The organism is Streptomyces sp. NPDC060049, assembly GCF_042736715.1.
GTDB lineage: Bacteria > Actinomycetota > Actinomycetes > Streptomycetales > Streptomycetaceae > Streptomyces.
On record NZ_JBHWVV010000007.1, the window covers coordinates 192,843 to 208,597 of the forward strand.

At 74.4% G+C, this 15,755-nt stretch carries 14 protein-coding genes; 12 read left to right on the forward strand and 2 right to left on the reverse strand.

Going from position 1 to position 15,755, the window contains the following annotated elements; all coding sequences use genetic code 11:
• Positions 1-228: 228 nt before the first annotated feature.
• The gene (locus ACFWBY_RS15460; protein WP_385331564.1) at positions 229-969 is read left to right on the forward strand and encodes a phosphatase PAP2 family protein; all 741 of its coding nucleotides are present in this window, start codon (positions 229-231) and stop codon (positions 967-969) included.
• A 114-nt stretch (positions 970-1,083) separates the two neighbouring features.
• Here the strand turns inward: ACFWBY_RS15460 and ACFWBY_RS15465 are convergent, their stop codons facing one another.
• Entirely contained in the window at positions 1,084-2,181 is a 1,098-nt protein-coding gene (locus tag ACFWBY_RS15465) for a DUF2330 domain-containing protein (protein WP_385331561.1), read from the reverse strand.
• 174 nt (positions 2,182-2,355) lie between these two features.
• On the opposite strand from ACFWBY_RS15465, the gene ACFWBY_RS15470 reads away from it, so the two are divergent.
• The 3 genes from ACFWBY_RS15470 to ACFWBY_RS15480 all read left to right on the forward strand — a co-directional run bounded on the left by ACFWBY_RS15470 (position 2,356) and on the right by ACFWBY_RS15480 (position 5,386).
• Positions 2,356-2,835, forward strand: coding sequence for a hypothetical protein (locus ACFWBY_RS15470; protein WP_385331559.1), 480 nt, complete (start codon positions 2,356-2,358; stop codon positions 2,833-2,835).
• 414 nt (positions 2,836-3,249) lie between these two features.
• Complete coding sequence (locus tag ACFWBY_RS15475; RefSeq protein WP_385331557.1) at positions 3,250-3,393, forward strand: hypothetical protein; 144 nt, start codon at positions 3,250-3,252, stop codon at positions 3,391-3,393.
• 328 nt (positions 3,394-3,721) lie between these two features.
• Positions 3,722-5,386 carry a hypothetical protein gene (locus ACFWBY_RS15480; RefSeq protein ID WP_385331554.1) on the forward strand — a complete coding sequence of 555 codons (1,665 nt, stop codon included), beginning with the start codon at positions 3,722-3,724 and terminating at the stop codon, positions 5,384-5,386.
• Between the two features lie 79 nt (positions 5,387-5,465).
• Here ACFWBY_RS15480 and ACFWBY_RS15485 read toward each other — a convergent pair whose 3' ends face one another.
• Entirely contained in the window at positions 5,466-6,110 is a 645-nt protein-coding gene (locus ACFWBY_RS15485) for a hypothetical protein (protein ID WP_385331552.1), read from the reverse strand.
• Positions 6,111-6,375: 265 nt separating this feature from the next.
• Between ACFWBY_RS15485 and ACFWBY_RS15490 the strand changes: the two genes are divergently transcribed.
• The 8 genes from ACFWBY_RS15490 (at position 6,376) to ACFWBY_RS15525 (ending at position 15,586) form a co-directional block, all read left to right on the forward strand.
• Positions 6,376-7,170: a CoA transferase subunit A gene (locus tag ACFWBY_RS15490; RefSeq protein WP_385331549.1), complete on the forward strand. Its 795-nt coding sequence runs from the start codon at positions 6,376-6,378 to the stop codon at positions 7,168-7,170.
• A 1-nt stretch (position 7,171) separates the two neighbouring features.
• Positions 7,172-7,879 carry a CoA transferase subunit B gene (locus ACFWBY_RS15495; protein ID WP_385331546.1) on the forward strand — a complete coding sequence of 236 codons (708 nt, stop codon included), beginning with the start codon at positions 7,172-7,174 and terminating at the stop codon, positions 7,877-7,879.
• 154 nt (positions 7,880-8,033) lie between these two features.
• Positions 8,034-9,551 (forward strand): PHB depolymerase family esterase, encoded by a 1,518-nt coding sequence (locus tag ACFWBY_RS15500; RefSeq protein ID WP_385331543.1) that lies wholly within the window; start codon positions 8,034-8,036, stop codon positions 9,549-9,551.
• Between the two features lie 152 nt (positions 9,552-9,703).
• On the forward strand, positions 9,704-11,140 hold the full coding sequence (locus ACFWBY_RS15505) for a tannase/feruloyl esterase family alpha/beta hydrolase (RefSeq protein WP_385331540.1): 1,437 nt from the start codon (positions 9,704-9,706) through the stop codon (positions 11,138-11,140).
• Between the two features lie 119 nt (positions 11,141-11,259).
• Positions 11,260-12,027, forward strand: coding sequence for a 3-hydroxybutyrate dehydrogenase (locus tag ACFWBY_RS15510; protein ID WP_385331537.1), 768 nt, complete (start codon positions 11,260-11,262; stop codon positions 12,025-12,027).
• A 78-nt stretch (positions 12,028-12,105) separates the two neighbouring features.
• A complete protein-coding gene (locus ACFWBY_RS15515; RefSeq protein WP_385331535.1) occupies positions 12,106-12,828 on the forward strand; it encodes an NADPH-dependent FMN reductase in 723 nt (240 codons plus the stop codon).
• A gap of 80 nt (positions 12,829-12,908) precedes the next feature.
• Complete coding sequence (locus ACFWBY_RS15520) at positions 12,909-14,354, forward strand: glyceraldehyde-3-phosphate dehydrogenase (RefSeq protein ID WP_385331533.1); 1,446 nt, start codon at positions 12,909-12,911, stop codon at positions 14,352-14,354.
• Positions 14,355-14,668: 314 nt separating this feature from the next.
• Positions 14,669-15,586 carry an ion transporter gene (locus tag ACFWBY_RS15525; RefSeq protein ID WP_385331531.1) on the forward strand — a complete coding sequence of 306 codons (918 nt, stop codon included), beginning with the start codon at positions 14,669-14,671 and terminating at the stop codon, positions 15,584-15,586.
• Positions 15,587-15,755 lie beyond the last annotated feature (169 nt).

Genomic DNA, 15,755 nt, shown 5'->3' on the forward strand with positions numbered 1-15,755 from the left:
CCCGGCACCGCGAGGCGGACCAGGATCCCTCGGTAAAGCCCGCAGGCCGAAGGCTTGTGGTGGGCGGAAGTGCGTCGCTACAGTCCCTGATTACACGTGTAAGCAAGAAGTGGCTTCCACGCCGGGGTCCGGATCGCCCGCCCGCTCGCGCGCGCCCCTCGCCCTTCGCCCCGGTGTGCCCCCTTCCCACCGCCACCCTCACCTCCCCGAGCCGCGAGAGGCACAGCCATGTCCACGATCCACGCCGCCCCGCCCGCCAGACCCGACGCGCGCCGCGCGCCCGTACCGGACGAGGGGCGTCGGCGTACCGGCACGCTCGCCCTCGGAGCCGGGCTCCTCGGGGCCGCCGCCGTGCTCGGCGCCGTCGTACGGCGGGACGTCGCGCGTCCGCCCTTCCAAGACCTGGACGAGCGCTGGCTGTCGTGGATGGGCGGGCCGCACGAGGGGCTCTACTCGGCGGTCGCGGCGGGACTGAACTGGTTCGGCGGCCCCCTGGGCGCCGTCGTCCCGCTCGCCCTGCTGTGCTTCCTGCTCGTCCGCCGCCGCTGGGTGGCGGCCGGGTTCCTCCTCGGCGTCTACGCGATCGGCAACATGCTCGTCGTCCAGGGGCTCAAGCACCTGGTGGACCGGCCGCGCCCGGCCGACCCGCTGGTCCGGGTCGACCACGGTTCCTTCCCGTCCGGGCACGCGGCCGGCGCCGCGCTCCTCGTCGTCCTCGTCGGCGTGCTCCTCGTGCCGGCCGCCCGGCGCCGGGCCTGGTGGACCGGCGGGGCCGTCTTCACGCTGGCGATGATGTGGAGCCGCACCTGGCTGCACGCCCACTGGCTCAGCGACACCGCCGCCGGGGCGCTGGCCGGCGCGGGGGCCGGGCTGCTGGCGTGGTGGATCTGCGCTCCGGCACTGGCCCGGGAGGCGGCGCGGACGCGCGGACGCCGGGAGGCGGAGGAACGGGTACCCGCCGCAGGGTGACGGTACGGGTCCCCGCTCGGGCGGGGCCGGAATCCGGGGCGGCCCCAGAGGTCAGGGCGGGGCCCGAGATCCGGGCGGGGCCCGTGGTCCGGGCGGTGTCCCCTCGCCCCGCGCTCACCCGTGCGCGCGCTCCCGTACCGCCCGTCGCCGGCCGCGCAGCCGCAGCACCGCCAGGCCCGCCGCCGCGAGCACGCCCGCCACCGTCAGCATCCAGACCGGGACGCCGGCGGCCGTGCGCAGTTCGTCTCGGTATTCGACCCGGCGGTAGGGGGTGTCCGCGGCGGCGGCGCGCAGTTCGTGGTCGGCGTCGATCCGGGACGGCACGGGGAAGCTCTGGTCGATCGCCGTCAGGAACACCGGTGCGCTGCCGGCGAGTTCGGCGACCGAGCCCGTCGGGGTGATCCGTCCGGCGAAGGTCACCTTCGGGGTGCTCCCGCCGATCGGGGAGGCGGGCTCCATCCGGTGGTCGGCCAGCACGTACAGGCCGAGGGACTGCGCGGATTTGGCCAGCCTGGACAGCCGCATGGGGTAGACGAGGCGTTCGCTCTCGAAGCGGATCAGGAGCGGGTCCAGGGTGCCCCGCAGGACCGCGCCGGGCTCCCGGGGGGCGAGGCGTACGGCGACGTACTCCCAGTGCTGGTCGACGTACGGCTGCAGTTCGGCGGAGAGGCCGTCGGGCAGTTCGAACCCGTTGGCGTCCAACCAGCCGCGCAGGGCCTCGGGGTCGGTCGCCGTGAGGCGGGCGACGTCGAAGTCGCCGAGCCGCTCACGGCCCACGACGCCGACCCCCGCCTCGCGGCTTCCGGGCAGCGGGGCTCCGGCGGTGTCCCCCCTGTCGGAGGTGAGGGGCCAATCGCCCCGGCGGGGCCAGAAGTAGCCACGGGTCCGGTACTCGGGCCCGGTCATGTCCGCCAGCTGCGGGAACAGCCCGGCGTCACCGAGGCGCACCGTGGCCCGCCCCGGCACCGGCATGATCCACGCGGCCCGCTTGGCGTCGCCGCCGACGGTGAACCGCATGGCGATCTGCTCGGTCCGGCCGTCCCACCGCACGACGGACGCCTCCCGGGACACCCCGATCCGGGAGGCGGCGTCGGGGACCATCGCCCCGCAGCCACAGGCGTAGGCAGGGCTGATCAGGGACCCCAGCTGGGTAGCGAGCAGCGCGCACACCAGTACGCCGGCCCTTCGTCTGTTCCGCGGCTTCGTCCACATGCGGTTATGGACGGCGGCGCCCCCGATCCGGTTCCGCCCACCTGTTCGACGTCCGCCGGTCCGCCGCCCGCCGGTCCGCCGCCCGCCGGGTCGACGCCTGTCGGGTCGACGCCCTCGGTCCCCGCGGGGAGGGCCGCTCTGGACCGGCCACCGGCCTGATCCCATACTTCTCCCGTGAGAACGACGGATAAGCAGCCCCGCACCAGTCCGCTGGTGCCCGACGCGGTCGCCCGCGAGATCTCCCGGCACGACTGGGACGCCTTCACGTGCGGCTGCGGCCGCCCGGCCGGGCACCTCGTGGACACTTTGTGGGACGCGGCCGAGGGACACCCGGCCGCCTTCCACGCGATGGAGGGCCATGCCTTCCACAACGGCCGGCTGCGGGCGCCCGCACCGGCGGTGTGCGGCGCGCTGATGGCCGTGTGGTCCGCCGGGCCGCCCCGGCAGGCCACCCGTGAGGCGCTGCTGTGGGCCTTGCTGCGGCTGCTGGGCGCCGAGGACGACGGCACCTCGCACGAGGCCGGTCTGTACGGCCAGTGCGCGGCCCACATCCGTGCGGGCCTTCCGGGCCTGCGCCGCTCGACGGGCGCACCCGGCTCCGTTTCGGCGGCGTACGTGGAGGGCATCCTGCGGCTCCTCGACCTGACCGACTGACCCCGCGACCGACCGACGGCGCGACCGACCGAGTCCGCGACCGGCGGCCCCACCCCCGTCGCTCGGCCGGGCCGCGCACGGCGCCGCCGGTGCCAACCCTCCGGCACTCTCGGCCTCGGTGGCCCGGCCCGCGGCCGCGCACGGCGCCGCCGGTGCCAACCCTCCGGCACCCTCGGCCTCGGTGGCCCGGCCCGCGCCCCGTTGCGTCCCGCCCCGCCCCGTCCCGCCCATCCCGTCCCGTCCGTCCCGCCCCGCCCCGTCCCGCCCATCCCGTCCCGTCCGTCCCGCCCCGCCCCGTCCCGCCCATCCCGTCCCGTCCGTCCCGTCCCGTCCCGTCCCGTCCCCCGACCGTCCGTCCCGCCCGGTTGGAGGGCCACCCGGCCAAACGGCGGAAGAAGGAGCGGGCCCTTCGACTTGCCCCGCCGAGTCGTCCTGCCGGCCTCGCCGGAGGGCTGGTACGAGAGCGTCGCCGTCGCGGATGGCGGCATGGTCTGCTGCCTCCTCGGCAAGGAGCCGGCCGACTCCGAAGCGGCACGGACCGAGCCGCCACGAGGGTGAGGGACCGCGTGGCGGACCGCCGCGGCAGCGCAGTGCGAGGGACCTGGCGGGAGGGGCTCCGGGGCCGGACCGGCGCGGTGGCGATGGGCGGGGACCGGGGCGATCTGGCGGCACCACGCGCCTGTCCGGCACCTGCGACGAGCGCCCGGCTGCTGGGGCGGGGCGGGGAGGAACCCCGCCCCGCCCCGCCCGACGGCGTCCGCCGGAAATCGTTCGCGGGCGGGGCCTCACCGCTGTAGCGTCCCGGCGCGGGCGCCGGTCCTACCGGGCCGCGGCCCTGCGCAAGCCCGCCACACCCCGTGCGGCCGACCACCCGTGAGGAAGCCCTATGACCGATGTACGGCCGCCTCTCCTACCGCGGGCCGTGCCCGAGCCCGCCGGCCCGGACGAGCCCGCCGGCCTCGTGATCGACCACCTGCTCCGCGGCCTCGCCGCCAACCCGGCCCTGCCGCCCGGGCTCTTGGACCGGCTGATCGCCCTGCACGGCTCGGTGCACGATCCGGACGGGCATCTCGCCTGGGAACTGAGCGACCGCCCGGACCTCTCCCCCGGCCAGGCACGCGCGCTCGCGGCCGCCGACGAGCTCGCCGCGGGCCTGCTGGGGCGCGCGGGTTGCCTCGACCCCGCCGACGTGGACCCCCTCGCCCGGCCGTCGGTGGCACTCGCCATGCTCGACGAGGGCTTCGGGCCGGCCGAGTGGGCGCGGGCGCTCGCCACCCACCCCGAGCAGCAGGTCCGCTGGGACCTCGCTTCCCGGCCCGGCCTGCCGCTCGACGTCCAGGAGACCCTCGCCGCCGACCCGGACGTGTCAGTGGTGGCGGAGCTCGGCATCTGGACCGCCGAACCGGAACTCGCCGCCCGCCTCGCGACGCACCCGCACGCCCAGGTGCGGATGGCGGCCGCCGTCAACGAGGCGGTGCCCGGCGTCGCGCTGGCGGCGCTGATCACCGGTGAGGGGCTCGAACCGGCCCTCTCGTGCCTGGTCTGCGACCAAGAGGAGATCCCCTTCACGCACGACCCCTACTGCGAGCGCGAGGACTGCGAACTGTTCGGCAGCGACGCCTGCGCGGGCGGCCACGAGACGACCGTGCTCTCCACCCTGGAACGGGCCGCGCGCAACCCCTCCACACCGCCCGACGTCGCGGCCACCCTCGCCGGCCACCCGTCGAAGATGATCCGGTGGGCCCTGACCGAACGGTCCGACCTGCCGCAGGAGACGTACGCGCTGCTCGCCTCCGACCCGGAGTCGGTGGTCCGACTGGACGCCGCCGCGAACACCGCTCTCGAGGCACCGCTGATCCGCTCGCTCGCCGCGGGCCGCGAGGCGGACCTGCTCCGGCGACTGGCCCACCAGCCCCGGGTACCCCTCGACGTCCTGGCGGACCTGGCCCGCAGGGTCCGGATCCGTCCGGAGCCCGTGCCCCGCATCGCGTCCGCCACCCCGGGGGAGCTCGCGGAGCTGGCCGTCTCCCCGCACGCGGCCGTACGCAAGCTCGCGGCCCGCAGCCGCGCCCTTCCGCCCGAGCTGCGCGACGCACTGGCCGACGACGCGGACGCGGTGGTGGCCAACGCGGTCGCCCCGCACACGGGCCTGTCCGGGGACCGGCTGCGCGCGATGGTCGCGCGGCACGGCGTACAGGTCCACGCGCAGGTGGCGGCCAACCCGGACGCACCGGCCGGCCTGTTGGAGGAACTGGCCCGGCACGATCCGCCGGCGCTGCGTGCCTGGCGCGCGATCGCCGTGCACGCGAACGCCACGGAGACGGCGCTGCTGCCGTGCCTGGTCGACCACAAGGCCGGTCCGGACGCCGCGCGCCACCCCGCACTGTCCGGACCGGTCCTCGTGGAACTCCTCACCCACGACTCCCCGGAGATCGCCGAGGCCGCGGCGGCCAACCCCTCCTTGCCGCGGGCGGCGATGGAGGACTTGATCGCGCGCGCGGCCCACGGCCGAGCCGACGACAGCGACAGCGGCAGCGACAGCCCGGAGTAGTGCCGGTGCGTGGCGCGGCCGTTCGCGGCCCGTGCCGCGCCGGTCACCACGCGCTGCGCGCAGGCGGCTTAGGGTGCGCTCAGGGCGGGGGGCTCATCGGCATGTCCCCGACCAGCGGCCGGGCGGCCTCGCCCTTCCTGACCGTGACCGGAACGCCCCCGGCGGCCTTCTCCAGCCGAGTCCTGAACTCCGCGGACCGTACGCCCTCCTGGCTGGTGGTCACCTCGACCGACGATCCGTGCCCGCCGGAGACGCTGTAGAGCGGGAAGTCCGCCCTCAGCGCGATGATCTTGGCAGCGGCGGCGTCGAGGGTCCGGCGGGAGTAGGTGCTCACGTACACGTCCGCCCGGGTCGGGTCCGCGCCCGGATCCGCCGCGTGCGCCGCCTCCACCAGGAGGCGGCCGCGGACCGGATCGGTGACGCACAGGGCCACCCGGCCCGCCGGGTGGTCGGTGATCTGGGTCGCGTAGACGTCGGCGAAGGCCCCGTCGCCCTGCGCGCCGACGGCCTGGGAGAGCCTCGCGGCCTCGGGGGTGTTGGCGGGGGTTGCGTCGATCAGCGTCGGCGGCGCCTGCGGCGCGGCGGGGTCCGGCACGGGGCACGGCAGAGCGGCCGGGGGCCGGACGCTCACGCCGGGCCCTACCAGGTCACTCGGCGCTGCGTCGCCGCAGCCGGTGAGCAGTACGGCGGCGCCCACCGCCCCGACCACCGGCACTGACGCCACCCTTCTCCCAACGCCCTTCAACATCTGGCGCGTTCGATTCCTCACGGGCTGCCTCCTCATGCTCCGCTGCCGGACCGGCTCCGCTGGGACGCGCCGGGCGGACCCCCGGTTCCCGGGCCGCCGGGGCCACACAGCTGCCCGGCCGGGTGTGTGCGCGGGCGCCATGGCCAGGGCGCACCGGCGGTTCCTAGGGTCGTTCGGGTCGGCCCCGCCGCACCGACCCGTCAGGTGGCCGGCGGCCACGGGTCGGGCGAAGGAGCATGTGATGGGACTGGACAAGGAGGTCGCGACCGCGGCCGGGGCGGTGGCGGACATTTCCGCCGGGGCCTCGCTCGCGGTGGGCGGCTTCGGGCTGTGCGGGGTTCCCGGCGTGCTGATCGGCGCGCTGCTGGAGCGGGCGGAGGCGGTCGCGTTGGAGGTGGTCTCCAACAACTGCGGGGTGGACGACTGGGGGCTCGGGCTGCTGCTGCGCGAGGGCAGGATCGCCCGGATGACCAGCTCGTACGTGGGCGAGAACAAGGAGTTCGCGCGGCAGTACCTGAGCGGCGAGCTGGAGGTCGAGCTGGTCGCGCAGGGCACGCTCGCGGAACGGCTGCGGGCGGGCGGCGCGGGCATCCCGGCGTTCTACACGCCGGCCGGGGCCGGTACGCAGGTCGCGCAGGGCGGCCTGCCGTGGCGCTACCGGGCCGACGGGGGAATCGCCGTGGCCTCGCCGCCCAAGGAGCTGCGCAGCTGGGCGGGCCGGGAGTACCTGCTGGAGGAGGGCATCACCACCGACTTCGCCCTGGTGCGGGCGGCGGCCGGGGACCGGCACGGCAACCTCGTCTTCCACTCCTCGGCGCGCAACTTCAATCCGCTGGCGGCGATGGCGGGCAGGATCACCATCGCCGAGGTGGAGGAGCTGGTCGAGCCGGGAGAGCTCGATCCGGACTCCGTGCACCTGCCGGGCGTCTTCGTCCAGCGCGTGGTCCGCGTGCACCCCGGTGACCCCGCGGCGGAGCGGCGCGTCGAGCGCCGCACCGTCCGTCCCCTCCTCCCCGAGCAGCAAGGCGGCGTGTGACATGGCTCTGACGCGTGAGCAGATGGCGGCCCGCGCCGCCCGCGAGCTGGCGGACGGTACGTACGTGAACCTGGGGATCGGGTTGCCGACCCTGATCCCCAACCACCTTCCGCCGGGGGTCGAGGTGGTGCTCCAGTCGGAGAACGGGATCCTCGGGGTGGGCCCGTACCCGGTGGCCTCCGAGGTCGACCCGGACCTGATCAACGCGGGCAAGGAGACGGTCACGGTCCGGGCGGGGGCGTCGTTCTTCGACTCCGCGCTGTCCTTCGGCATGATCCGCGGCGGGCACATCGACGCCGCCGTGCTGGGCGCGATGCAGGTGTCCGCCTCGGGCGACCTCGCCAACTGGATGATCCCGGGAAAGATGGTCAAGGGGATGGGGGGCGCGATGGATCTGGTGCACGGCGCCCGCAGGGTGATCGTGCTCATGGAGCACACGGCGAAGGACGGCACGCCCAAGCTCGTGGAACGGTGCTCGCTGCCGCTGACCGGCCGGGCCGTCGTCCAGCGGGTGATCACCGACCTCGCGGTCCTCGACATCGCCCCGGAGGGCTTCGTGCTCCGCGAACTCGCCCCGGGTGTCTCGGTGGACGAGGTCCGCGCGGCGACGGGTGCCGAGCTGAGCGTGTCCTCCGGTCCGGGGCGGGGACTGAGCGTGGGACCGGGCGTGGCGCCGGGTGCCGGGCCGGGCGCGACGGTTTCCGGTTAGCAACCCGGGGACCTCCGCGCAACCCTGGCCGATCCGCCAACGGACGGCTCGATTGTGTCGGTCCGCGCCATGTCCCCGCTGGTGGCGGCCCTCCTACGGTGACGGCCACCGTGGAGCCGCCGGCCCGCGGTGGCCGTCACCCCGTGGAGCCGCCATGTCATCGCACCGCAGACCGTCCGAAGCCCCGGCCGCCGTGCCGCGTGAATCCCGCCGCCGACCCGCGCGCCCGCGCCGGGCCCTCGTACGGCTGCTCGCGCTCGTACTCCTGGCCGTCGGCGGGGTCCTGGCCGGGCCCGCCTCACCCGCCGGGGCCGCCGTCTCCCTGGAGCGCGTCGGCGACTTCGGGGCCAATCCCGGCGCGCTGAACATGTACGTGTACCGGCCCGCGGCGCTCCCGGCCCGGCCGCCCGTGGTGGTCGCGCTGCACGGATGCACCCAGAGCGCCCGGGTCTACGCCGACAACTCGGGGCTGACGGAGCTCGCCGACCGGCGGGGATTCCTGCTGGTGTTCGCGGAGACGACGTCGGCGAACAACATCAGCCAGTGCTTCAACTGGTTCCAGTCGACGGACAACCGGCGCGGCCAGGGCGAGGCCGCCTCGATCCGGCAGATGGCCGTCCACGCGGCTTCTGCCTACGGCGCCGACCCCGCCCGCACGTTCGTCACCGGCCTGTCGGCCGGCGGCGCCATGACCTCGGTGATGCTGGCGGCCTACCCGGACGTGTTCGCGGCGGGGGCCGTGATCGCCGGACTCCCCTACGACTGCACCAGGGACACCGGCGCCCTCGCCTGTATGAGCCCGGGCGTGGACCGGAGCCCGGCGGTGTGGGCGCAGCGCGTGCGCGACGCGTACCCGTCGTGGACCGGCCCCTGGCCGCGGCTGGCCGTCTGGCACGGCGACCAGGACCCGAAGGTGGTGCCGCGCAACGCCGACGAGCTGCGCGACCAGTGGACCGCGCTGCACGGCCTGACCACGGTCCCGGACCGCACGACCTCCATCGGTCCGGACGCCACCCGCCACGAGGAGTACCTCTCCGGGGACGGCACGGTGGCCGTCGAGGTGAACCGGGTTCCGGGCATCGGCCACGGCACCCCGGTCGACCCCGGGACCGGTCCCGGCCAGTGCGGCCGTACCGGGACCGCCAACTTCATCGCCTCGATCTGCTCCAGTGACTGGATCACGCGGTTCTTCGGCCTCGACGCGGCCGGTCCCGGGCCGGGCCCCGGGACCCTGCCGGCTCCCGCCGGCCTCATCGCGACCGGCGCCGACGACACGAGCGTCACCCTGTCCTGGACGGCGGTGGCGGGCGCCGCCGACTACGTGCTGTACCGGGACGGGACCCAGGTGGCCACGCCCGCCGCGCCCGCGTACAGGGACGCCGGGCTCGCTCCCGGGACGCGCCACACCTACACCGTGGCGGCCCGCGACGGCGCGGGCACGGCGGGCGCCCGCTCCGGCGCGGTCTCGGTGAGCACGACCGGTGCGGCCGCGGTGTGCTGGACGGCGAACAACTACCAGCAGGTGCTCGCGGGACGGGCCACGACCGACGGCAGCCGTGTCCGCGCCAAGGGCTCGCAGCAGGACATGGGCCTCTACAACGTCTTCGTCACGCACACGCTGAAGGAGGCGCCGGCGGGCTACTTCGTCATCGCCGACGCCGGCTGCCCGTAGGGACCGGCCCGCTCCTCCTTCGCGCGCCCGCCATGGCGGCCGCCCCCACCGGGGCGGCCGCGAACATGGCGGGCGCAGCCGTGTCGGCGCCGGGGCGGGCGCCCGTAGCCTCCGGCCAGTCCCCCGTCCCGCCGTTCTCTGGAGGCTCCTCGATGCCACCGGCCACCCGTTCCGCGACCACCCGCGCCAAAGCCGCCACCTGCGCCGTCGCCGCCGCAGCCGTCGTATCGGCCCTGCTCACCGCCACCGCGCCCCCGGCCGGCGCCGCCGCGGCCGACGCGCACTGCGCCCGTCGCGCCCACCTGCGCGTACCGGGGGCCGAACTCCAGCGGGCCGACTGCCTGCAGGAGCTGACGACCGCCGGGACGGTCGCCTCGGGCCACACGGACCCCGCCGACTGGGCCGGCCTCACCCCCAAGGACCTCGCCGTCCCCACCGGGGTGCCGGGCATCCAGATCGACGGCTACTTCCCCGACACCCCGGCCGCCGGCGCCCCCGGCAACTCCAACCACGGCTGGAACCACGACGCGCAGTTCGTGATCCGGCTGCCCGACCACTGGAACGGCGGTCTCGTCGTCGCCGGATCCCCCGGCGTGCGCGAGCAGTACGCCAACGACCGGGCCATCGGCGACTGGGTGCTCTCGCGCGGCTACGCGTTCGCCGCAACGGACAAGGGCAACACCGGGACCGCCTTCCACCGGGACGGGCAGGCGCCCGGCGACGCCGTCGCCGAGTGGAACACCCGGGTCACCCAGCTCACCCGCGCCGCCCGCGCGGTCGTCGCGCAGCGCTACCACCGGGCGCCGTCCCGCACGCTCGCCACCGGCATGTCCAACGGCGGCTACCTGGTGCGCTGGCAGCTGGAGAACCACCCGGAGCTGTACGACGGCGGGGTCGACTGGGAGGGCACCCTGTGGCGGGCCGACGGCCCGAACCTGCTCACCTTCCTGCCGCCCGCGCTGGCCGCCTACCCCCGCTACGCGGCCGGCGGCCCGGACGCGGAGCAGGCCCACGCGCAGCTGCTCGCCGCCGGCTATCCGGCCGGGTCGGAGTTCCTGTGGCCCTTCCACCACGCCTACTACTGGGACCTCACCCAGCGGATCTACCGCGAGGAGTTCGATCCGGGCTTCGACGGTCCCGTCGAGGCCGGTACCCCCTTCTGTACGCCGGGCGCTCCCGCCTGCGACGCGGACTACGCCTACGCGCAGCGGCCCGCCGAAGTCCGCCGCGCCGTCGCGAGGACCGCGCTCACCGGCCGCATCGGCAAACCCCTGATCACCCTGCACGGCACCCTCGACGTCCTGCTCCCCATCAGCCAGGACTCCGACGTCTACGCCGACATGGTGCGGCGCTCCGGCCGGGGCGCACTGCTGCGCTACTACCGCGTCGAGGGCGGCACCCACGTGGACTCGCTCGTCGACGCCTTCCCCGACCGGCTGCGCCCCCTCACGCCCTGCCACCGCGCCGCGTTCACCGCGCTGGAGGACTGGATCGGCCGCGGTGTGCGGCCACCGCTCGGCCACACCGTCCCCCGGGATCCCGCGGCCGACCCGGCGACGTTGCTGACCAGCTGTCCGCTCGACGCCTGACGGCTCCGGGCGACCGTGGCCCCCGTGCGGCCGCATGGTGCTCGCCTCCATACCCGCGGCGGCGAGTATGGAGCGCGACACCGTGGGCGCCGCCCCGGCCCCTCCCTACGCTTCGAGCCATGACGAGCGAACTTCCTTCCCCCGCGCCGCTTCGGGAGCGCGTCGCCCTGGTGACGGGCGGCGGCAGCGGCATCGGCCGGGCGTGCGCCGTGGCCCTGGCCGAGGCCGGGGCCACCGTGCACGTGGTCGACATCGACGCGGCGGCGGCCAAGGCCGTCGCCGGACTCGTCGGCGGGCACGCCCACGTCGCCGACCTGGCCGATCCCACCGCCATCGAAGAGCTGCCCGGAGCCGTCGACATCCTGGTCAACAGCGCCGGACTCCAGCACGTGGCCCCCATCACCGAGTTCCCGCCGGAGCGCTTCGCCCTGATCCAGCAGGTGATGGTCACCGCGCCCTTCCTCCTGCTGCGCCACGTCCTGCCGCACATGTACGCCGCCGGCTGGGGCCGGGTGGTCAACATCTCCAGCGTCCACGGGCTGCGCGCCAGCGCGTACAAATCGGCTTACGTGGCGGCCAAGCACGGGCTGGAGGGGCTGAGCAAGGTCGCCGCGATCGAGGGGGCTCCCTACGGCGTGACCAGCAACTGCATCAATCCGGGGTACGTCCGCACCCCGCTGGTCGAGGGGCAGATCCTGGACCAGGCCGCCGCGCACGGGATCGCCGCGGGCGACGTCCTCTCCGAGGTGCTGCTGACCCGCTCGCCCATCAAGCGGCTCATCGAGCCCGACGAGGTCGCCGCGGCCGCCGTCTGGCTGTGCGGGCCGCACACGGGCTACGTCACCGGCTCCTCCCTCCCCCTGGACGGCGGCTGGGGCGCCAACTGACCCCGTCCGGGTGACAGCCCGTGCGCCCCGGCGCGGGCGGACGGCCGGGGCCCCGCACCGTCCCGTACGGTCCCGCTCGTGACCGATGCGACCAACGCGAACGACGCGAACGACCCGGCCGGGCCCGCCGACCCGGACAACTTGAACATCACCAACGGACCGGGAGCGCTCCAGGTCCTCGTCCTGTCGGGGTCCTCCCGCGAGGGCTCCGTGAACACCCGGCTCGCCGCCCTCGTCGCCGGGCAGGTGGAACGCTCGGGAGCCGTCGTGGACCTCGCCCGGATCGGGGACTTCACGATGCCCACGTACGACGGCGACGCCGAGGCGGCGGAGGGCCCGCCGGAGGGGGCGGCCTCGCTGCGCGAACGGCTGCTGGCCGCGCAGGCCCTCGTCATCGCCTCGCCCGAGTACAACGCATCGGTGCCCGGCGTGGTGAAGAACGCCATCGACTGGGTCTCGCGGTTCCGGCCGCAGCCCTTCAAGGACAAGCAGACGCTGCTGGTGTCCGCCTCCCCGTCGATGGTCGGGGGGAACCGCGGGCTGTGGGCCCTGCGCGTGCCGCTGGAACACCTGGGAGCCCGGGTCTACCCCGACATGTTCAGCCTCGCCATGGCGCACGCCGCCTTCGGCGAGGACGGCGAGCTGACCGAGCCGGGCCTGCGCGAGCGGCTGGGCGACACGGTCGACTCCTTCCTGGCCCTGGCCGAGGCCGACACCCGCTACCTGTGCCTCCAGCGCCGCTGGTACGAGTTCCTCGGCGACGAGAGCAGCGCCCCGGTCACTCAGCGTGCCGAGGGGTGAGGCCTGCTCAGGGGGTGCTTGAAGGGTCAACGCGACCCCGGGTTAGCATATGAGCGCCGCCTAGCTCGAAAGACAAATCTGTGACTGTCAATGACGACTCGTTCACCGAGTGGAAGAACCGCGAGAAGATCGCGGAGTCGATGATCCCGATCATCGGGAAGCTGCACAGGGAGCGGGACGTCACGATCCTCCTCCACAGCCGCTCCTTGGTGAACAAGTCGGTGGTCAGCATCCTCAAGACCCACCGATTCGCCCGTCAGATCGCCGGTGAGGAGCTCTCGGTCACCGAGACGCTGCCGTTCCTGCAGGCCCTCACCTCGCTCGACCTCGGTCCCTCCCAGATCGACATCGGCATGCTCGCCGCGACGTACGCCGCCGACGACCGCGGTCTGTCGGTGGAGGAGTTCACCGCCGGTGCCGTCTCCGGCGCCACGGGCGCCAACAAGATCGAGCGCGGCGAGGGCCGCGACGTCGTCCTCTACGGCTTCGGCCGCATCGGCCGCCTCGTCGCCCGCCTGCTCATCGAGAAGGCCGGTTCCGGCAACGGCCTGCGCCTGCGCGCCATCGTCGTCCGCCAGGGCGGCGAGCAGGACATCGTCAAGCGCGCCTCGCTGCTGCGCCGCGACTCGATCCACGGCCAGTTCCAGGGCACCATCACCGTGGACGAGGCGACCAGCACGATCATCGCCAACGGCAACGCGATCAAGGTGATCTACGCCAACGACCCGTCCGAGGTCGACTACACGGCGTACGGCATCAAGGACGCCATCCTGATCGACAACACCGGCAAGTGGCGCGACCGCGAGGGTCTGTCCAAGCACCTGCGCCCCGGTGTCGACAAGGTCGTCCTGACGGCTCCCGGCAAGGGCGACGTCCCGAACATCGTGCACGGCGTCAACCACGACACGATCAAGCCGGACGAGCAGATCCTGTCCTGCGCCTCCTGCACCACCAACGCGATCGTCCCGCCGCTGAAGGCGATGGCGGACGAGTACGGCGTTCTGCGCGGCCACGTGGAGACCGTCCACTCGTTCACCAACGACCAGAACCTGCTGGACAACTACCACAGCGCCGACCGGCGCGGCCGCTCCGCGCCGCTCAACATGGTCATGACCGAGACCGGTGCCGCGTCCGCCGTCGCCAAGGCGCTTCCGGACCTCAAGGCTCCGATCAGCGGCAGCTCGATCCGCGTCCCGGTGCCGGACGTCTCGATCGCGATCCTCAGCCTGCGCCTGGGCCGCGAGACCACCCGCGACGAGGTCCTCGAGTACCTCCGCGACGTGTCGCTGACCTCGCCGCTCAAGCGCCAGATCGACTTCACCACCGCGCCCGACGCGGTCTCCAGCGACTTCATCGGCTCGCGCCACGCCTCGATCGTCGACGCCGGCGCGACCAAGGTCGACGGGGACAACGCGATCCTCTACCTCTGGTACGACAACGAGTTCGGCTACTCGTGCCAGGTGATCCGGGTCGTCCAGTACGTCTCCGGGGTGGAGTACCCGACCTACCCGGCTCCGGCGGTCTGACCGACGGGCCCCGTGCCCCCCGGGCGACTTCGGTCGCCCGGGGGGCATTTCGTCGTCCCGGCCCGTGCCCGCGCCGTACCAGCGTCGCGACCCGTCACGGCCCGGTCCTCCGCGACCGCGGCCGCGCACCCCCGATGACCTGGTGCGCGCCGTTACCCGATCGGGCGATGTCGCGCTCCAAAGCGTCTCGATACGCGCCGCCCCGCGTTACACGACGCGGAACATGAACACCGCCTCGGCAGCCTCGTCTTCCGTAGCGGCGCACGCCGGCGCGTGCGGAACGGGGAGGCCGGCGGCCCGTACGAGGGAGCACGATGACCGACCCGACCGCGGTGGACACCAGGCGTGGAAGGCTGGCCGCGCACTGCCGTGACGTGTGCGAGGCGCCCGCCTTCTCGCTCGCCGTTTTCGCGGTGATCCTCTTCAACGCCCTACTCCTGGGCGTCGAGACGTACAGCGGCCTGAGCACCGAGTACGGCCGGCTCCTCGGGATGACCGAGCGCTTCTGCGTGATCGCCTTCACCCTGGAGATGCTGATCCGCCTGGGCGCCTACGCCGATCGGCCGAAAGCTTTCTTCCGGGACCCGTGGAACATCTTCGACCTGCTGGTCGTCTCCTCGGCCTTCATTCCGTTCCTGCGGGAGAACACCACCTTGCTGCGCCTGCTGCGCCTCGCGCGCGTGCTGCGCACCGCACGGTTCATGCCCCAGCTGCGGGTCCTCCTTGTGGCCGTGGGCCGCAGCCTGCCCGGGACCGTCAGCTTCCTGTTCGTCGGCGCACTGATCCTCTACGTGTACGCGATGATCGGGTGGATCTGCTTCTCCGGCCACGACCCGGGGCACTACGGCTCGATCGGCCGGGCCGGCCTGACGCTCTTCCTCTTGATCACGCTGGAAGGACTCGGGGACGCCGTCCACGCCGGGCTCGCCGTGTCCCCCTTCAGCATCCTCTTCTACGCCTCCTACGTGCTCCTGGCCTCGTTCGTCCTGGTCAACGTACTGATCGGGGTCGTACTCAACGCTTTGGAGGAAGCAAGGGAGATGGAGGAGCAGAACCTGCGCGCGGAGCAGGGGGTGGAAGCCGCCGCGGACGCCGCCGACGAACTCCTCCTGCGGATCGCGGCGGTGCGCGGAGCGCTCGACGACATGGAGGCGCAGCTCGGTTCCGCGGCGCGGGCGACGGCGGCCGCGGGCTCCGCGCCGCCGGCCCGTGCCTCCGCGGGCGTGCGGTAGCCGGACCGGACCGGCCTCCCGCGCCCCGCCCCCGCGGCGCGGGCGTGGTGAACCGCCGGATGCCCGGTGGACCGTGGTCCGCGGGGCACCCGGCGGCGTGGCGGCACCCCCCGGGCCGCCGCCATTTCGGTGATCACCGAAGGATGAGCGCCGGGGCTCCCGCCTTGGC